Raw genomic sequence first — 17,316 nt, forward strand, 5'->3', positions numbered from 1 at the left:
TGCAGGGTCGGGCGGCCACGATCGGAGCCCATGCGCCGACTGCTCACCGTGCTGTGCGCGGTCATCCTGCTCGCCGGCACACCGGCCGCGGTCGCGCGTGCCGCGCTCACCCCGTGGTTCTCCGCATCGGTGGGGCGGGCCACCCAGGTGCTCGCGGTGACAGGCACGGGCGGTTCCGACGCCACGCTCGACGTCTGGCAGCGCACTGCCGCCGGGTGGCAGCCCGTCACCGGAGGAGTCGGCATTCCCGCCAAGATCGGCGCGAAAGGCATGTCGCCCAATCATTTCGACGGATCGATGATGACGCCGGAGGGGATCTACAGCCTCGACTTCTCCTTCGGTACCCAACCCGACCCCGGCGGAGGCCTGCGCTACATCAGGGTGGGGCCGAACCACTGGTGGGACGGCGACATGAAGAGCCCCACCTACAACACGATGCAGGTGTGCGACAAGCAGAACTGCCGCTTCGACACCGCGCCGAGCTCGGGCACCGAAAACCTCGACATCCCGCAGTACGCGCACGCGGTGGTCATGGGCGTCAACAAGGAGCGCGTCCCCGGCAAGGGCGGGGCGTTCTTCGTGCACAGCACCGACGGCGGAGCGACGGCCGGCTGCGTGGCGATCGACGATGCGACGCTGGTGAAGATCATGCGGTGGCTGCGGCCCGGCGCGATGATCGCGGTCACCTCCGCCGCGTCATGACTCCTGTCTGATCGCCCGGCCGGGCTTGACCTTGAAGTTCAGCGTCTCCACCGACATCGAGGCGTCGTAGGTGCGGTCGTACCCGGTTTCGCTGATCTTCCAGCCGGCGTCGGTGCGGCGGTAGCGGTCGTGGTAGAAACCCGCGCCGATCAGCATGAAGTTGAAGGCCGGCGCGATGACCCGATCCTGCAGGTACCAGGTGGCTGTCGCCTCGTCGCCGTCGATCGAGATCTCGGGGTGGGTGACACGGTGCTCGGTGATGATCTCCGGGCCCAGGGAGCTGCGCATGAAATCGACCAGCTCGGTGCGGTTGGCGAAGTGGTGTTCCTCGCCGACCGATTCGCCGTAGTGGCCGATCACATCCTCGGTGAGGGTATCGGCGAACTCGTCCCAGTGCTTGGTGTCGAGCGTGCGGAGGTAGCGGTATTTGACCGTCTTGATGTCGTCGATGTCACCCATGGCCGTCATTGCAGCACAGTTGGGCGCGGCACAGGGTCTATGGGCGGCAGAGTGTCTGATGGGCTGGTGCTGCCCCGGCGATTAAGGTGTGCCCCGTCATGAGCGAAGCACTGGGGTTGTCCGTCGGTGCCACCAATCTGGTGGCGGCCGGGGCCGGGCGACCGCCGGTGCTGCGCCGGTCGGTGTTGACTGTGCACGGCCACACCGCCCCTGAGGTGGGTGTGCCGGCGGGCCGAGGCGACGGAGTGACGCTGAGCGGCTTCGTCGAACGCGTCGGCGATCCGGTGCCGCTGGTCGGTGACGACGGGACGCGCTACCCGGCCGACCAACTCGTCGTCGAGGCGCTGGAATCGATGGCCGCGCTGGCCGGTTCCTCGTCGCCCACCGATGTGGCGATCGCGGTGCCGTCGTACTGGGGACCGGGACAGGTCGACGCGCTGCGCGAGGAGCTGACCGCCAGCGGTTCGCTGGCGCCGGCGGGAACGCCGCCGCGACTCGTCCCGGACGCGGTCGCTGCGCTGACCGCGATGGTGGCCGACCCCGGCCTGGAACGCCGCGGCGTGCTTGCTGTCGTCGACATCGGCGGCAGCGGGACCAGTATCAGCCTCGCCGCGGCCGGCTCCTTGGAGCTGATCGGTCGCACCGAGCGGTTCGCCGAGTTCGCCGGGGACCAGATCGACCAGGCGCTGCTCACCCACGTCCTCGAGCGGGTGCCTCACAGCGGCGAGGACACCGGCGCCACCGCCGCGGTCGGTTCGCTCGCGCGGCTGCGGGAACAGTGCCGCGCCGCGAAGGAAACGCTCTCGGCGCAGACCGAGGCCAGCATCGATGTCGACGTCCCGGGCTATCGCGGCGCCATCGTCGTCACGCGCGCCGATCTCGAGTCGTTGCTTGCCCGCCCGCTCGAGGATGCGGTCGAGGCGCTGCGAGACACGCTGCAGCGCAACAACAGCGCCGCATCCAGCGTCTCGGCGATCGTGTTGGTCGGAGGCGGGTCGGCCATTCCGGCTGTGCGCCACAGTTTTTCCGCTCACTTCGGCCGGATACTGTGGTCCCCGCGGCCGGCGCTGGATGCGGCCGCCGGTGCGGCACTGTTCGCGGCTTTCGGCGGCGCCGCCGAGACCGCAACGCGCGCAGCGCCTGCCGCTGCCCCTCCCGTCGGAATCGACGCCGGGGCCGACGCTGGGACCGACTCCACGTATGCGCTCGCGTGGTCGCAGGACGATGCGTCCGCCGATGACGTGGTGCCCTATGCCGGCGAGGACACCTACGTCGTCGACGACTACGACGACAGTGCCACCGGGAGGGCCCAACGGCCGAACCCGTATCGCCTCGATGATGCGCAGGACCAGCGCGTCGCCGACGAGGCCACCGGGTGGCGGCGGCTGCCGCTGTCACTGCTCGGTGTGGTCGCGGCCATCGCTCTGGTGGCCGTCGGCGGCGTCGCGATCGCCCTGACCAGTGTGCAAGGTTCGGACCCCGACAAGCCGAAGCCCGGGACCGCGCCGTTGAGCAGGGAGCTGACCCCGACGAACCCGGCCGGGCAGACGGTCACAGTGCCGGGGCAACCTGCCGCGCCGCCCACCAGCGCGGCGCCGCCGCCGGCCCCGGTGGTCACGACCACGGCACCGGCGCCGAGTACCACGGTGCCGACGACGACCACCACGACAACCACCACGACCACGACGACCACGACGACCACGACGACGACGACAACGACCACGACGACCACCACGCCGTCGACGACCACGACCACCACGACGACGGTGCCGACCACGACCACGACCGTCCCCACCACCACCACGGTCCCCACCACCACCGCACCGACGACGACGCGACCGCCGACGACCACGCAAGCGGTGACGACGACGAGCTACCTCACCGTGCCGTTCGTGCCGGTGCCTATTCCGATACAGGTTCCCGCGCAGCCCTGAGCACGCAGATATAGGGGTTTCCCCGATTGGCTGCGGCCCGCGCGTCGGCTTAGCTTGACCACGATCGACTCGATCGGCTGCGGAGGGGACAGCCGATCGGGTCGTTTGTCATTCAGGACCAGGCCGGCGTCAGACCGGCATCCTCTCTACATTGCGCGGATGGTGGCACGCGGCCGCGTGACCGGCCTCGTAGGGCACCAATGCCGGCTCCTCGGCGGAGCAGATCTCCGTCGCCCACGGGCAGCGGGTGTGGAACCGGCATCCCGACGGCGGATCACTCGGGCTCGGGACGTCACCCTCGAGAACCACGCGTTCACGAGCCGCGTTGAGGCGCGGATCGGGGATGGGAACAGCCGACAGCAAGGCATTCGAATAGGGATGCACGGGGCGGTCGTAGAGGCTGTCGGTGTCCGAGTTCTCCATGACCTTGCCCAGATACATCACCGCGACGCGGTCTGAGACGTGTCGGACCACCCCCAGATCGTGGGCGACGAACAGATACGACAGCCCGAACTCAGCCTGCAAGTCCTTGAGCAGGTTCACGATCTGCGCCTGAACCGAGACGTCGAGAGCGGACACCGGTTCGTCGGCCACGATCAGCTTCGGTTGCAGCGCCAGCGCGCGGGCGATACCGATGCGCTGCCGTTGACCGCCAGAGAATTCGTGGGGGAACCGGTTGTAGTGCTCGGGCCGCAGGCCCACACGGTCCAGCAGATCCTGCACCCGCCGCTTCAGTTCGGCGCCGCTCGCCAGACCGTGCAGATCCATCGGATCGCCGACGATCTGCCCGACGCGCTTGCGTGGGTTCAGGGACGCGTACGGATCCTGGAAGATCATCTGCATCTGTCGGCGCAGCGGTCGCAGCTCCCGTCGCGACAACCCGACCAGTTCCCGCCCGAGGAACTTGACCGACCCCGAGGTCGGCGGGATCAGCTGCAGGATCGCCCGGCACAGCGTCGACTTGCCGCAGCCCGATTCGCCGACCAGACCCAGGGTTTCGCCTTCGTTCAACGTCAGGCTCACCCCGTCGACGGCGCGCACCGTACCGACTTCGCGCTCGATGACCAGACCCGAGCGGATGGGGTAGTGCTTGGTCACATCGGTGACTTCGAGCAGCGGTTCAGTCATGCGCGCACCCGGGCCTTCTCCTCGAGGTCGAGCCAGCAGCGGTCCAGATGCGACCCGCTCTGCGTGGCCGCCAGGTCGGGCGGCTGCGAGCAGCGGTCGAATTCGAACGCACACCGGGGCGCGAAGCGGCACCCCGGCGGCGGGGCCAGCAGTGACGGTGGCTGGCCGGGGATCTGCTCGAGGCGCTCCGAGCGGGGTCGGTCCAACCGCGCCAACGAGCCGAGCAACCCCCAGGTGTAGGGATGCTGTGGGGAGTAGAAGATGTCGTCCAGGCTGCCGTCCTCGACGATCTGCCCCGCGTACATCACCGCGACCCGGTCGGCGATCTCGGCCACCACGCCGAGATCGTGGGTGATCAGCACCACCGCCAGGCCGCGTTCGGCGTTCAGTCGCGCGAGCAGCCGCAGGATCTGCGCCTGCACCGTCACGTCCAGCGCGGTGGTCGGTTCGTCGGCGATCAGCACTGCAGGCTCCAGAGCCAGTGACATCGCGATCATCACGCGTTGTCGCATGCCGCCCGAGAACTCGTGCGGATAGCTGCGCAGACGCTCCTCGGCATTCGGGATACCCACCGCGGCAAGCAGTTCGGCGGCCTGACGGGCGGCCTCGGACTTCGGCACGTCGCGGTGTGCACGAATCATCTCGACGATCTGATCGCCGACCCGGTACACCGGGTTGAGCGACGACATCGGATCCTGGAACACCATGGCGATCTCCTCGCCGCGGATGTCCCTCAAGCCGTCGTCATCGAGGCCGACGAGTTCCCGCCCGCGGTAGGTGACCGATCCGGTGATCCGGCTGTTCGGCGACCGCGTGAGCCCCGTCAGTGTCTGGGCGGTCACGCTCTTGCCCGAGCCCGATTCACCGACGATGGCCAGGATCTCACCGGGGGCCAGGGAGAAGGACACCCCGTCGACCGCCTGCACCACACCGTCCTCGGTGGCGAAGCTGACCCGTAGGTCGTCTACCGTCAGCAGTTCTTGGCTCATGGGTCTGTCGATTCGCTCGCAAGCGTCGCTCATGCCGGTGCCGCCTGTCCCAGTCGGATTCGCGGATCCAGCACGGCGTAGGCGATGTCGACGATCGTGTTGAACAGCACGATGAAGAACGCGCCGAACATCGTCACCGCCATGACCGGCGGTAGATCGAGGCTGCGGATCGCCTCGCCGGCATACAGACCCACACCGTCGAGGTTGTACACCGTCTCGGTCAGAATCGCCCCTCCACCGACGACCATGCCGAAATCCAAGCCGAACAGTGTGACGATCGGAATCATGGAGTTGCGCAGCACATGTCGAATCCGGACCTGACGTTCGGTCAGGCCCTTGGCCCGCGCCGTGCGGACATAGTCCTCGTTCATCGCATCGAGCATGTTCGACCGCAGCACCCGGCTGTAGAAGCCGATGAACAACACCGCCAAGGTCAGCCACGGCAGCACGAGGTGATAAGCCCAGTCGAGCGGACTCTCGGTCAGCGGAACATAGCTGCCCGTAGGGAACAACTGGACCTTGTAGGTGAAGAAGTAAAGCAAGATCGCGGCCAACCAGAACACCGGCATCGAGATGCCGACCAGAGACAGGATGCTCAGCGCGCGGTCGCCGAATCGGCCGGCGTGCACGGCGCTGAGGTACCCGAACAGCACCGCCAGCGTCATCCAGATCACCGCCGCGCCGATGCACAGTGAGAACGTCGCGGGCAACCCGTGCCAGATCTGTTCGCCCACATTGCGATCGCTCGCATAGGACGTCAGTTCACCGGTGAAGATCTGTTTCATCATGGTCAGGTATTGCACGGGCAGGGGCCGGTCGAGTCCGAGGTCGGCGTTGACCCGGGCGATGAGATCGGGATCGGCGTTCTTGCCGGCGATCCGCGCCGCCGGGTCAGAGTTCGGCACCACGTTGAAGATCAGGAAGACGATCACCGAGATCGCGAACAGCACGGCGACCATGCCGAGCACCCGGCGCAGGACGAACCGTGCCATCAGTGCTCCAATCGCAGACGTGCCTTCGGGTCCAACGCGTCGCGCAGCCCGTCCCCGAAGACGTTGAGCGCAAGCACCGTGATCACGATCAGCAGGCCGGGCACGATGGTCAGATGCGGTGCGGTGTAGATCAATTGGTAGCCGTCGGCGATCATCGTGCCCCAGGAGGCGTTGGGTGGCCGAACCCCTGCGCCGAGGAACGACAGCGCCGACTCCAGCAGCATGTTGTTGGCGATGTTCAACGTGAAGAACACGATGATCGTGGAGATGATGTTCGGGAGCAGTTCGCCGACCATGATCCGCAGCGGACCCATGCCTTGCGCGACGGCGGCTTCGACGAATTCCTTCTCGCGCAGGGCCAGGATCTCCCCGCGCAGCGGCCTGGCCATGTAGGGCACGTACACCAGGCCGATGATCAGGATGGGGATCCAGATCGAATCGCCCGCGATCTGCAGGACGCCCAGCTTGAGGCCTCCGATGGCCAGCGCCGTGCCCAGGGCGATCCCCAGCAGCAACACCGGGAAGGCCCAGATCACGTCGAGGATGCGGGACAGCACCGCGTCGATCCACCCGCGGTAGTACCCGGCGAGCAACGCGACGACGACCGCGAGCACCGTGGTCACTGCCGCGGCCGCGAGCCCGATGTAGATCGAGGTCCGCCCGCCGTACATGAGACGCACCATGACATCTCGGCCGTTCTGATCGGCGCCGAGCAGGTAGCGGCCGTGCAGACCCGGCCCGAGCGGGGTTCCGTCCGGCGCGACGATGTCCGTGTCGACGCCGTTGATGCTGACCGTGTCGGTGATGTGGTTGTCGTTCGGCCCGGTCTGCGCGACGTAGTGCGCCCACAGGGGCGCGGCCAGGCAGAACAGCACGATCAAGATGAACAGCACACCGCAGGCCAGGGCAACCTTGTTGCGGCGCAGTCGAAGCCACGCCAGGTACCACGGATTACGGCCCTGGATCTGCTCTTTGGGCACCCCGACGGGCAGCGGCGGCTCGTCGGGGGCCTCGACGTCAGGGACAGAGGCGACCATCGACTACTTCACCGCGAACGAGGTGAAGTCCTGCTTGAACAACAGATGTTGATAGGACTTGTCGAAGTCCATGCGCTCGGACAGGAACGTCGTGAACTGCTCGTTGCCGTAGGGCGCCCACACCGCCTGCTCCATGTAGGCCTTGTCGAGATCGGCGTACTGCTGTTCGACGCCGGGGTCGGTGATCTGCTTGGTCAGCAGCTCGTTCATCTTCGCGTCGAGCTCTGGCAGGTTGGCCCGGGAAAGATTGTTGCCGTTGGTCGGCAGGATGCTGGCGCCGTTGAGCAGAGGACGGAAGAAGTCGTCCGGGTGCGGGAAGTCCTGGAACCAGTCGGCGAATCCGGTGTCCACGTCAGGGGTGGACTGGTTGCCGATCGTGGTCCAATAGACGTCTCCGGCAATCACTTTCAGCGTCGCGTTGAAGCCGAGCTGGGTCAGCAGGTCGTGGTAGTACTCCCCGATGCGCTTGCGGTCCGGCTCGTCGTCGGTCCACACCGTGATGTCACGGTCAGCCGGGTTGGCCTCGGCGAGCAGCTGCTTGGCCTTGTTCATGTCGGGGCCCGGGTAGAGCTTGTACTCCTGGTAGCCGGGCATTCCCGGTGGGAGGACCTGCTGGGTCGGGTGCAGACGGCCACCGAAGATGCGGTTCAGCGCCTCCGGGTCGACGGCGTAGTTGATGGCCTGGCGCACCTTGACGTCGTTGAACGGGGCTTTCTGGGTGTTCATGAAGAAGTAGTAGGTGTTGATCGATTCCTCCATCCGGAAGCGATCGGCGTAGCGGGTCTTGACCTCCTGCAGCCGGTCCGAGGGCACCGGGTCGACCATGAAATCGACCTTGTTCTGCGCGATGTCGGTGACCTGCGCGCTCTGGTTCTTGTTCTCGACCACCGTGATCTTGTCGACGTTGGCGTCGGCGACCTCGGATGCGCCGGCGTCCTTGACGGTCGTGAACTGCGGGTTGCGCTCCATGGTCAGCGTCCGCGGGGCATCGACGTTGCTGATCATGAACGGACCACTCGCGGGCGGCGGCGTGTTGGTGGTGTCGCCGTCCAGCTTGGTCGTGGGCGGCACCGGGGCGGCGAACATCAACGCCAGCAGGTTCTCGAAGGTGCCGTTGGGGCCGGTCAGCTTGATGGTGATGTCGCCGGTGTTGTCGTCGGTGGTGATGCCGGTGATCGTGTCGGCCTTGCCGTCGGCGTACTCCTTGGCGCCGACGATCACGTCATAGAACACCGATCCGCCCGAGTCCGCCTTGAACAGGCGCTGGACGGCATAGGTGAAGTCGGAGGCTTTGATCGGGGTGCCGTCGGAGTACTTCATGTTCTTGCGAAGCTTCAGCCTGTAGGTCGTGCCGTCCGGGGAGATGTCCGGCATCGCCTCGGCGAGCCCCGGCACGATCTCGGTGCCGTCCTTGCCCTTGGCGTGCTTGTAGGTCAGCAGGGGCGTGTAGACGTTCCACAGGATCTCCCAGCCTTCGACCGTGTAGGACAGCTGGGGGTCGACGTAATCAGGGAACGACGTCAGCGCGACGGTGATGTCTCCGCCGCCCCCTCCGCCGGAGCCGCCACCCGATCCGCTGTCGTTGCCGCATGCGGCCACGCCGAAGGCGGCCAGCACGATGATGCAGACGAGCGCGAGTCCATGTCGAACCGAACGTGCGGTGTTCACAGTGTTCCCCTCGGTCGGGTGGCCCGAAATCCAAGACTTGTCCGAGCCTCTGAGCATTTTTCAGAAATTTTTCCGATCGGCAACTCGTGTTCACAGAAAACTGCCGACCGCACTGCTGGAGTCACCTTAGTGCGGACTGTGCGCCGCGTCGCGTGATCCGAGATCTGTGGCAGCCCGACTGAGTTTGTCGGACATCGAATGTATGTTCGAGGAATGTCGGAGGCGCGGGAGGCGGTGGCGGGGCTACGGGCTGCCGTGGATGCCGTGCTCGCCGCCGATCTCGACCTGTCCACCGCCGCCGAGGTCGTGGAGCTGCTCGATGAGCTGCAAACCGCGAGCTGCCGGCTGCCCGCCGCCGGACATCGCGCCCTGGCCCGGCTGCAGGTCGAGACCACCCCACAGAAGATGGGCGCCAAAAACTGGAAAGACGTGCTGGCGATCCGCTACCGGATCAGCGGCTCCGAAGCGCACCGTCGCCTGACCGAAGCCGCGCTGCTCGCCCCACGACAGTCGATGACCGGAGAACCCCTCCCGCCAGCCCTGCCGGCGACCGCGACGGCGCAGGCCGAGGGGCGGATCACCCCGGAGCATGTCGAGGTGATCCGCAAGGTTTTCGACAAGCTGCCCGGCTTCGTCGACGTGACAACTCGGGAGCAGTTCGAAGCCGATGTCGTGCGTATCGCCGCCGGTGCCGGCCCGAAAGCCACCCACGACGCCGCCGAGCTGGAACTGTTCTTATTGGATCAGGACGGACCCGAACCCGACGACACTGAACGCACCCGCAAACGTTCCCTGAGTAAGGGGCGGCAGGGGCGCGATGGGATGACGCCGTGGCGGGCGGATCTGACCCCAGAAGCGGCGGCGATATGGGAGGCGATCTTCGCCAAGTACGCCGCCCCGGGGATGTGTAACCCCGACGATGACGAGCCGTGCACGTCGGGGACGCCCACCCAGGCGCAGATCGATGGTGATCACCGCAGCCTGGCCCAACGCCAGCACGACGCGCTGGTCGCAGTCGGGCGGATCGCGTTGATGAGCGGTGAGTTGGGTCAGCTGAATGGGTTGCCGGTGACGGTGATCGTGCGGACCACTCTGCAGGACCTGGAATCCCGGGCCGGGATCGGCACCACCGGCGGCGGCACAAAGTTGCCCATCAAAGACGTGATTCGGATGGGGGCGCACTCCAGCCACTACCTCGCAATCTTCGACCGGGCCACCGGCGCCGCCCTGGACCTGTTCCGCACCCGCAGGGCGGCCTCGGCGGCGCAGCGGATCATGCTGATCGCCCGCGACGGAGGCTGCACCAAACCCGGCTGCCCCGTAGGGGCCTACGGCTGCCAGGTCCACCACGTCACCCAGGATTGGGCCGACGGCGGACTGACCAACGTCGACGAGCTGGGGTTGGCTTGCCCACCCGACAACCGCTCCGTCGGACCGGGCGGCTGGACCACGTCGATGAGCGCCCGCCACGAGGTGGAATGGGCTCCGCCCCCAGAGTTGGACACCGGCCAGACGAAAGTCAACACCCACCACACCCCCGAACGACTCCTCCGCCCACCCGACGACGAGAAGCCCACCCAGGAATCGGCCGACCCATCAGAACCCGGCGGACCCGCACCACCCGACAACCAGGTCGCCTGATCGGCGCGGTGAATCCTGTGGCCGATGATGCCTATGATGCCAGCGTGGTGCTTTGTTATCGAAAGTTTGCCATGCGTCTGTGATTTCGTGATGTCCCCACTTAGTGTGCAATGCGTGGGCAGGCACTCCCAGGTTCGACAGCGGCGTTCGCGCGCGCGAGTGCTGACTGCCCTCGGCCTTCCCGCGGCAGCGTTACTCGTGGCGGGTGCTGACGTGCAACGCCCGATCACCCCACCGGTCGAGCCGGCCGTCGCAGAGGCACCGCCGTGCTGCATGGAGCTGGTGGCCACGCCGCCGACGGGATTCGCATCGAACAGCGGGCCGACCGGCAGCCGGGTGCAGTGGGTGGCCAGCTCCCGCGCGGCCGTTCGCCAGCCTCAGATTTTGCCCGTCGGACGGGCCCCCGAGCAGGGCCTGCAGGTGAAGACGATCCTGGTCGCCCGCGCAGTCAGTGCGATCTTCCCCGAGATCCACAGCATCGGCGGTGTTCGGCAAGACCCGCTGCCGTGGCATCCCAACGGACTGGCCATCGACGTGATGATCCCGAATGCGGGCAGTGCCGAAGGGATCGCGCTGGGCAACCAGATCGTCGCGTTCGCCCTCAAGAACGCCGAGCGGTTCGGTCTCCAGGACTGCATCTGGCGCGGCGTCTACTACACCCCGGGCGGCGGACGCGCCGGCGGCTACGGGCACTACGACCACGTGCACATCACCACACACGGCGGCGGTTACCCGACCGGCGACGAGGTCTACTACCGCTGACCGGCCCGTCGGCGCGCGAACGATGGAGCGCGCTCCGGGCGCACACCCACGCCGACCAGGTAGGCCGGGATCACCGACAACCAGGGCGCCCGTTGCACCGCCCGCAGCAGTCCCGCCGGCGGACCGGTCGCGCCCTCTTCGCCCCGCACGACCGGACCCAGCAGCCGCGCGTCGAGCTGACGCTGTAGGGCCTGGGTCAGCGCGGTGGCGACGATCCGGCGCCGTCGCACTTTCTCCAGGTCCCGCTCGGTCACCGCACCGCGACGCAGCGGGCCGGCGAGCAGCCGCGCGGTGGCCACGCCGTCCTGAACGGCCATGTTGATGCCGACCCCGCCGGCCGGGGACATGGCGTGGGCGGCATCGCCGATGCACAGCAATCCGTCAGTGTGCCAGCGCCGCAGACGATTCAACTTCACGTCCAGACACTTGACGTCATCGAGCGAGGTGATAGCGGACACGGAGTCCCCGGCCTCGGGCAGGAGTTCGAGGACGTCGGCGTGGAAAGCGGCCAATCCCCGGCGGCGTAGCTGAGCGTCGGCTCCCTTGCGGATCAGCAGGGCGATCTGCAGATACCCCTCGCGCGGAATCACGATGATGGCCTTGCCCCGCCCGATGCGGGGGAACAGGCTGAAGTCAGCGGTCGCGGAGTTCCGGGGCAGCCGAAACCACCAGGCGTCGAAGCTCACCGGGTACTCGCGCACCGCCAGCCCGGCGGCTTGTCGGACCACTGAGCTGCGGCCGTCGCATCCGACCGTCAGATCCGCACGCAATTCCCCTGCGCCAGTTGGGGTTTCGTAGCGCACCCCGACGACGCGGCCGGACTCTTGAATCAGTCCGGTGACGTCGTGATCCAGCCGCAGGGTGAAGGACGGTTCTGCCTCGCCGGCCTCCGCCAGCAGGTTCAACAGATCCCACTGGGGCACCATCGCCACGTACCGGTGGGGGAGTCGAAGCCGATCGAAGTCCACGACGGTGACCGGGTGCCCCGGGACGGCATCGACGGTGAAGTGGTGCAGCCTGCTCTGCGGCAACCGGTCGAAGGCAGGGAACAGCCCGAGATCGTCGAGCAGTCGCAGCGTGCTGGGATGTACGGTGTCGCCGCGAAAGTCGCGCAGGAAATCGCCGTGCTTCTCGAGCACCGTGACCGCCACACCCGCGCGGGCGAGGAGCAGGCCGAGCACCATGCCGGCCGGCCCGCCACCGACGACCACACAGGTGGTCTTCTCGCTCATGGCGTCACACTAGAACTTCAGATAGCCGCCGTCGATCCTCAACACGTCCCCGGTGTGGTACCTGCTCGCCCCGCTGGCCAAGTAGACCGCGACACCGGCCACGTCGTCCCCGGCTCCCCACCGCCGCACGGGCACCCGCGGCAGCACCCGGGATCGGAACCGCTCGTCGGCGAGGCCGGCCGCCGTCATTTCGGTGTCGAACCATCCGGGCGCGATGGTGTTGGCGCGGATACCGTGGCGCGCCAGTTCCACAGCCATGCTGTCGATCAGCGAGATCACCCCGCCCTTCGACGCGGCGTAGGCGGGCTGACGGGGCATGCCCTGAAAGGCGCCGAGACTGGAGACGCCGACCAGGCTGCCGCCACGACCGACCTCGACCATCTGCCGGGCCGCCTCCCGCAGGGTGACGAACACACCGTCGAGATCGACCGCGGTGATCGACCGGAACTCCGCCAGCGAGGTCTCCAGCGTCGGGGTGAACCGCCCGCCCACCCCGGCGTTGGCGAAACACGAATCCAGCGAACCCCATTCGTCGCGGACGCGGGCCATCGCCGCGGTGATCGCCGCTTCGTCGGTGACATCGCATGGCAGGGCGAGTACCGCATTGCCGTGGGCGCGCAACGACTCTGCCGCCGCCTCCAGGCGCGCGACACCACGGCCGATGATGGCGACCGACGCGCCGGCGCGTGCCAACCCGTCGGCCATGCCCAGCCCGATGCCTGACCCGCCGCCGGTGACGACGCTGACATGGCCGGTGAGATCGAAGAGGTCGGTCACGGGGCCACCCTAACCGCTCAGATCCGCGTCCCTGCGGGGTCTCCGCCGATGCGCTGGGTCAGCCACACCGGCACGATCGCGATGATCGTCAGCGCGGCCGCGACCACGTTGATCACGGGCGCCTGATTGGGGCGGAACAGATTTCCGAAGATCCAGATGGGCAGCGTCTGCACCGTGGGGCCGGCGGTGAACGTCGTCACGACGATCTCGTCGAAGCTCAGTGCGAACGCCAGAATCGCTCCGGCCACCAGCGCACCGCGCATCATCGGCAGCGTCACGAACCGGAACGTCTGCCACGACGACGCCCCCAGGTCGGCTGAGGCGTCCTCGAGACTGGTCCCGAGCCGGCGCAACCGTGCCTGGGTGTTGTTGAACACGATCACGATGCAGAACGTGGCGTGTCCGACGATCACCGTCGCCATGCCCAACGTGATACCCAGCGCGGAGGTGAACGTCGCATTCAACGCGATACCGGTGACGATGCCGGGCAACGTGATCGGAAGGACGATGAGCAGGTTCACCGTCTGCTTGCCGAAGAACTCGTACCGCTGCACCGCGAACGCGGCCATCGTGCCGAGCACCAGAGCCAGCGCCGTGGCGGCCAGACCGACGACCACCGAATTGCCCAGCGCCGTCCACATCCCGTCACTGGCCAGCGCGGTTCGCCACCACTGCAGCGTGAAACCGCTCGGCGGGAACGCGAAGGTCTTCGACGCGTTGAACGCATTCACCACCACCAGCGCCAGCGGCGCGTAGATGAAGACCAGCACCAGCACCGTCCAGAAGCGGGTGGCGCCCCGCATGCGTGACGAGAGCATCTACACGTTCTCCAATGCTCCGGTGCGTCGCATCGCGAACAGGTACAGCAGGATCGCGGCCAACGGGATCAGCGACAGCGCCGCGGCCATCGGCTGATTGTTGGCCGTGACGAGCTGTCCGTAGATCACGTTGCCCAGCAGCTGTGTCTTGCCGCCGACGATGGTGACCGCGATGTAGTCGCCGAGCGACAGCGAGAACGTGAAGATGGAGCCCGCGGCAATGCCGGGGAACACCATCGGTGCGACGACCAGCCGCAGCGTGGTCAGATCCGAGGCACCCAGGTCGGAGCTGGCGTCGACGAGTGAATCCGGGACGCGTTGGAAGGCGGCGAACACCGGAATCACCATGTACGGCAACCAGAGATACGTCAGCGTGATGACCGTGGCCGTCAGCCCGTAGCCCGGTGAGTAGCCGACCGCCCAGTCCATCGGCCCCTCGGGGGACAGCAGCATCCGCCACGCGTACGCCTTCACCAGGTAGCTGGCCCACAGCGGGGTGGTGACCGCGACGACGAGGGCGACCCGCTTGGCCGGCGAGGCCACCTTGGCCATGTAGAGCGCCAACGGCACCGCGAGCGCCGCGCACACCACGGTCACCGTCAACGCCACCCCGACTGTGCGCAGCGTGGTCGTCCGGAACACCTCGGAGGTCGCCACCCTCACCAGGTTGTCGGTGGTGAACGTGCGCACCACCGCACCGGTGAAGCTGCTGCGGCTCCAGAAAGCCGAAACCAGCAGGACCGCAAGCGAACCGAGGTAGGCGACGATCAGCCAGGCCAGCGGCGGAACGAGCAGGAAGGCCAGCGTCACCCGCTGCCGCAGCCGCGGGGCGGCGAGCATCAGCCCTTGATCTCCTGCCACTTGTCCACCCACTGGTCATAACTGGTGCAGTTGTCCCCGCTGCCGTCCACGCACGTCGTCTGCGGCGTGGTCCAGTAATGGATCTGCGACGCGTACTGCTCGTCGGTGGCGTGATAGGTCGCGCAGTGCGCCTTGTCGGAGGTGAGGTCGCACGACTTGGTCTGTGCCGGTGCCTCACCGAAGTATTCGGCGACTTCGGCGTTGGCCTTCGGCGAGATGATGTAGTCCATCCACTTGTACATGCAGTTGGGGTGCGCGGCTTTCGCCGACAGCATCCAGGTGTCCGACCAGCCGGTGGCACCCTCCTTCGGCAGCACCGTCGCGACCGGAACCTTGTTGTCGGCCTTGATGGTGTTGGCGATGACCTGCCAGCTGGTGCCGATCACCGTGGTGCCGGATTCGAACGCCTGCACTTCCTTGGTGTAGTCGGACCAGTACTCGCCGATGTTCTCCTTCTGCTGCTTCAGCAGATCGACTGCGGCGTCGAGTTGTTCGGTGGTCAGCGAGTAGGGATCCTTGATCCCCAGATCGGGCTTCGTCTTCGACAGGTACAGCGCGGCGTCGGCGATGTAGATGGGGGAGTCGTAGGCGGTCACCTTGCCCTTGAGCTCCGGTGCGCCGGGGAAGACCGCGCCCCAGCTGTCCGGGTTGTTCTTGACGACGTCGGAGTTGTACATCAGCAGGTTGGCGCCCCACCCGTGCGGGATGCCGTACATCTGGCCGTTCACCGAGTTCCACGGCTTGTCCTTGAGGAACGGCACCACGGTCGCGTAATTCGGCACCAGGTCGGTGTTCACCGGTGCGACGTCGCCGGCGTAGATCAGCCGCAGCGTCGCATCGCCCGACGCTGACACCCCGTCGTACTGGCCGGTGCGCATCAGCTGCACCATCTCATCGGAGGTGTTGCCGATCTTCACGTTGACCTTGCACCCGGTCTGCTGCTCGAACGGCGTGACCCAGTTGACCGCAGGGTCGTTCGAGCCGTTCTCGGCGTATCCGGGCCAGGCGATCAGGTTCAGCTGGCCCTCTCCGGCGCCGACCGATGCCGCGGGTTCCATCGACGGGGGGCCTTCTGCGGTGCCGCCGGAATCCCCGGAGCTCGAACAGCCGGCGAGCAGCACGCCACCTATGGCGAGCACGACGCCCAGGCGGTGCAGCGGATTCTTCATGACTCCTCCTCGGGATGGGTCGACAGGTCGGTGAGATCGCGGACGGCCGCTTCGGGCCAGGTCAGGACGACGCGGCTGCCGTGGGTCAGGGCGGTCGACGCTTCCGCCGAGAGCAGGGTGGCCGTGAGCCGGATGTCGTGGTCGGTGACCGTGGCCGCGATGCGCGTGATCGGGCCGGCGTAGACGACCTCGGCGATCCGCGCTGCGACGCTGGGCTGGCCGGCCGGGGCGGCGACGTCCGGATCGAGCACCGCGATACGTTCCGGGCGGATCGCGAACGTGCCCGGCCGGCTTAGCACCGTCTGCGCGCTGTCGGCGTCGAGCACGTTCGACGTTCCGACGAAGTCCGCGACGAAGCGGTTCGCAGGATGTTCGTACACCTGCCGGGCCGCGCCGACCTGTTCGATGCGGCCCTCGTTGAGGACCACCAGGCGGTCGCACAGCGTCAGCGCCTCGTCCTGATCGTGGGTGACGATCACGAACGTGATGCCGACCTCGCGCTGAATGGCCTTGAGCTCCACCTGCATCTGTTCGCGCAACTTCAGGTCGAGCGCGCCGAGCGGCTCGTCGAGCAACAGCACGCGGGGGCGACCGACGAGCGCACGCGCCAACGCGACCCGCTGCTGTTGGCCGCCGGAGAGCTCGGCGGGCTTGCGTGCGGACTGCCCCGAGAGCCGGACCATCTCGAGCGCCTCCCCGGCACGGCGGCGGCGCTCCTGCTTGTCGACGCCACGCACCCGCAGCCCGTACTCGACGTTCTGCGCGACCGTCATGTGCGGGAACAGGGCGTACTGCTGGAACACGGTGTTCGTGTCGCGGCGCGCCGGAGGCAGCCGGGTGACGTCGCGACCACCGAGTTTGATCGTGCCGGCCGTCGGGGCCTCGAAGCCTGCGATCATCCGCAACAGCGTGGTCTTGCCCGATCCGGACGGTCCGAGAATCGCGAACAGCTCCCCGTCGGCGATGGTCAGATCAGCGCCCGCGACGGCCACCACGGGGTGCCGCGGATCGCCGAACTCCTTGCGGACGCCGACCAGCTCGATCTGGGGAACGGCTGCGTCGTCGAGGGGGTCGGCGCCTGGTCTCGACACCGCCGTTCCGGATGGCATTCACGCATCCTAGGAATTCCGTTGCCGAAGCGCAGTTC

Annotated in this window: 16 protein-coding genes; 4 read left to right on the forward strand and 12 right to left on the reverse strand. The window is 67.3% G+C overall.

The genetic code is table 11. From position 1 onward, the window contains the following. Positions 1-30: 30 nt before the first annotated feature. Positions 31-702 (forward strand): L,D-transpeptidase family protein, encoded by a 672-nt coding sequence (locus tag ACXYX3_RS01695; protein ID WP_458609892.1) that lies wholly within the window; start codon positions 31-33, stop codon positions 700-702. On the opposite strand, the gene ACXYX3_RS01700 is transcribed toward ACXYX3_RS01695, so the two are convergent. Then, entirely contained in the window at positions 697-1,161 is a 465-nt protein-coding gene (locus tag ACXYX3_RS01700) for a nuclear transport factor 2 family protein (protein WP_458609893.1), read from the reverse strand. The genes ACXYX3_RS01695 and ACXYX3_RS01700 overlap by 6 nt on opposite strands. 98 nt (positions 1,162-1,259) lie before the next feature. Between ACXYX3_RS01700 and ACXYX3_RS01705 the strand changes: the two genes are divergently transcribed. Continuing rightward, on the forward strand, positions 1,260-3,095 hold the full coding sequence (locus tag ACXYX3_RS01705) for an Hsp70 family protein (RefSeq protein WP_458609894.1): 1,836 nt from the start codon (positions 1,260-1,262) through the stop codon (positions 3,093-3,095). A gap of 129 nt (positions 3,096-3,224) precedes the next feature. On the opposite strand, the gene ACXYX3_RS01710 is transcribed toward ACXYX3_RS01705, so the two are convergent. From ACXYX3_RS01710 to ACXYX3_RS01730, 5 genes are read right to left on the reverse strand one after another with little or no spacing between them, the layout of a single operon-like run. After that, positions 3,225-4,223, reverse strand: a complete 999-nt coding sequence (locus tag ACXYX3_RS01710; RefSeq protein ID WP_458609895.1) for an ABC transporter ATP-binding protein — start codon at positions 4,221-4,223, stop codon at positions 3,225-3,227. Continuing rightward, complete coding sequence (locus ACXYX3_RS01715) at positions 4,220-5,212, reverse strand: ABC transporter ATP-binding protein (protein ID WP_458609896.1); 993 nt, start codon at positions 5,210-5,212, stop codon at positions 4,220-4,222. The genes ACXYX3_RS01710 and ACXYX3_RS01715 overlap by 4 nt, the downstream gene beginning before the upstream one ends. 29 nt (positions 5,213-5,241) lie before the next feature. Further along, positions 5,242-6,204, reverse strand: coding sequence for an ABC transporter permease (locus ACXYX3_RS01720; protein ID WP_458609897.1), 963 nt, complete (start codon positions 6,202-6,204; stop codon positions 5,242-5,244). Then, the gene (locus tag ACXYX3_RS01725; RefSeq protein WP_458609898.1) at positions 6,204-7,241 is read right to left on the reverse strand and encodes an ABC transporter permease; all 1,038 of its coding nucleotides are present in this window, start codon (positions 7,239-7,241) and stop codon (positions 6,204-6,206) included. The genes ACXYX3_RS01720 and ACXYX3_RS01725 overlap by 1 nt, the downstream gene beginning before the upstream one ends. Before the next feature lie 3 nt (positions 7,242-7,244). Continuing rightward, positions 7,245-8,858: an ABC transporter substrate-binding protein gene (locus ACXYX3_RS01730; protein ID WP_458612267.1), complete on the reverse strand. Its 1,614-nt coding sequence runs from the start codon at positions 8,856-8,858 to the stop codon at positions 7,245-7,247. A 249-nt stretch (positions 8,859-9,107) separates the two neighbouring features. On the opposite strand from ACXYX3_RS01730, the gene ACXYX3_RS01735 reads away from it, so the two are divergent. Both ACXYX3_RS01735 and ACXYX3_RS01740 read left to right on the forward strand, forming a co-directional pair. Continuing rightward, positions 9,108-10,550 carry an HNH endonuclease signature motif containing protein gene (locus tag ACXYX3_RS01735; protein WP_458609899.1) on the forward strand — a complete coding sequence of 481 codons (1,443 nt, stop codon included), beginning with the start codon at positions 9,108-9,110 and terminating at the stop codon, positions 10,548-10,550. 114 nt (positions 10,551-10,664) lie between these two features. Next, on the forward strand, positions 10,665-11,312 hold the full coding sequence (locus ACXYX3_RS01740) for a VldE C-terminal domain-containing protein (protein WP_458609900.1): 648 nt from the start codon (positions 10,665-10,667) through the stop codon (positions 11,310-11,312). Here ACXYX3_RS01740 and ACXYX3_RS01745 read toward each other — a convergent pair. The 6 genes from ACXYX3_RS01745 to ACXYX3_RS01770 are packed head-to-tail and all read right to left on the reverse strand — an operon-like array spanning position 11,303 to position 17,278. After that, a complete protein-coding gene (locus tag ACXYX3_RS01745; RefSeq protein ID WP_458609901.1) occupies positions 11,303-12,544 on the reverse strand; it encodes an FAD-dependent oxidoreductase in 1,242 nt (413 codons plus the stop codon). The genes ACXYX3_RS01740 and ACXYX3_RS01745 overlap by 10 nt on opposite strands. Before the next feature lie 9 nt (positions 12,545-12,553). Next, positions 12,554-13,321, reverse strand: a complete 768-nt coding sequence (locus tag ACXYX3_RS01750; protein WP_458609902.1) for an SDR family NAD(P)-dependent oxidoreductase — start codon at positions 13,319-13,321, stop codon at positions 12,554-12,556. Positions 13,322-13,338: 17 nt separating this feature from the next. Then, positions 13,339-14,139, reverse strand: a complete 801-nt coding sequence (locus ACXYX3_RS01755; protein ID WP_241207829.1) for an ABC transporter permease — start codon at positions 14,137-14,139, stop codon at positions 13,339-13,341. Continuing rightward, positions 14,140-14,979 (reverse strand): ABC transporter permease, encoded by an 840-nt coding sequence (locus tag ACXYX3_RS01760; protein WP_458612268.1) that lies wholly within the window; start codon positions 14,977-14,979, stop codon positions 14,140-14,142. After that, on the reverse strand, positions 14,979-16,169 hold the full coding sequence (locus ACXYX3_RS01765) for an ABC transporter substrate-binding protein (RefSeq protein WP_458609903.1): 1,191 nt from the start codon (positions 16,167-16,169) through the stop codon (positions 14,979-14,981). The genes ACXYX3_RS01760 and ACXYX3_RS01765 overlap by 1 nt, the downstream gene beginning before the upstream one ends. Continuing rightward, the gene (locus tag ACXYX3_RS01770; protein ID WP_458609904.1) at positions 16,166-17,278 is read right to left on the reverse strand and encodes an ABC transporter ATP-binding protein; all 1,113 of its coding nucleotides are present in this window, start codon (positions 17,276-17,278) and stop codon (positions 16,166-16,168) included. Before ACXYX3_RS01770 ends, ACXYX3_RS01765 begins: the two co-directional genes overlap by 4 nt. Between the last annotated feature and the right edge of the window lie 38 nt (positions 17,279-17,316).

The sequence above is a fragment of the Mycobacterium sp. Panama NTM2 genome, assembly GCF_054355555.1.

Coding starts and splice junctions, on each gene's coding strand:
- ACXYX3_RS01720 (WP_458609897.1), bottom strand. CDS start 6,204: ATGGCACGGTTCGTCCTGCGCCGGGTGCTCGGCATGGTCGCCGTGCTG.
- ACXYX3_RS01710 (WP_458609895.1), bottom strand. CDS start 4,223: ATGACTGAACCGCTGCTCGAAGTCACCGATGTGACCAAGCACTACCCC.
- ACXYX3_RS01715 (WP_458609896.1), bottom strand. CDS start 5,212: ATGAGCCAAGAACTGCTGACGGTAGACGACCTACGGGTCAGCTTCGCC.
- ACXYX3_RS01770 (WP_458609904.1), bottom strand. CDS start 17,278: ATGCCATCCGGAACGGCGGTGTCGAGACCAGGCGCCGACCCCCTCGAC.
- ACXYX3_RS01765 (WP_458609903.1), bottom strand. CDS start 16,169: ATGAAGAATCCGCTGCACCGCCTGGGCGTCGTGCTCGCCATAGGTGGC.
- ACXYX3_RS01760 (WP_458612268.1), bottom strand. CDS start 14,979: ATGCTCGCCGCCCCGCGGCTGCGGCAGCGGGTGACGCTGGCCTTCCTG.
- ACXYX3_RS01735 (WP_458609899.1), top strand. CDS start 9,108: ATGTATGTTCGAGGAATGTCGGAGGCGCGGGAGGCGGTGGCGGGGCTA.
- ACXYX3_RS01755 (WP_241207829.1), bottom strand. CDS start 14,139: ATGCTCTCGTCACGCATGCGGGGCGCCACCCGCTTCTGGACGGTGCTG.
- ACXYX3_RS01745 (WP_458609901.1), bottom strand. CDS start 12,544: ATGAGCGAGAAGACCACCTGTGTGGTCGTCGGTGGCGGGCCGGCCGGC.
- ACXYX3_RS01700 (WP_458609893.1), bottom strand. CDS start 1,161: ATGGGTGACATCGACGACATCAAGACGGTCAAATACCGCTACCTCCGC.
- ACXYX3_RS01695 (WP_458609892.1), top strand. CDS start 31: ATGCGCCGACTGCTCACCGTGCTGTGCGCGGTCATCCTGCTCGCCGGC.
- ACXYX3_RS01725 (WP_458609898.1), bottom strand. CDS start 7,241: ATGGTCGCCTCTGTCCCTGACGTCGAGGCCCCCGACGAGCCGCCGCTG.
- ACXYX3_RS01705 (WP_458609894.1), top strand. CDS start 1,260: ATGAGCGAAGCACTGGGGTTGTCCGTCGGTGCCACCAATCTGGTGGCG.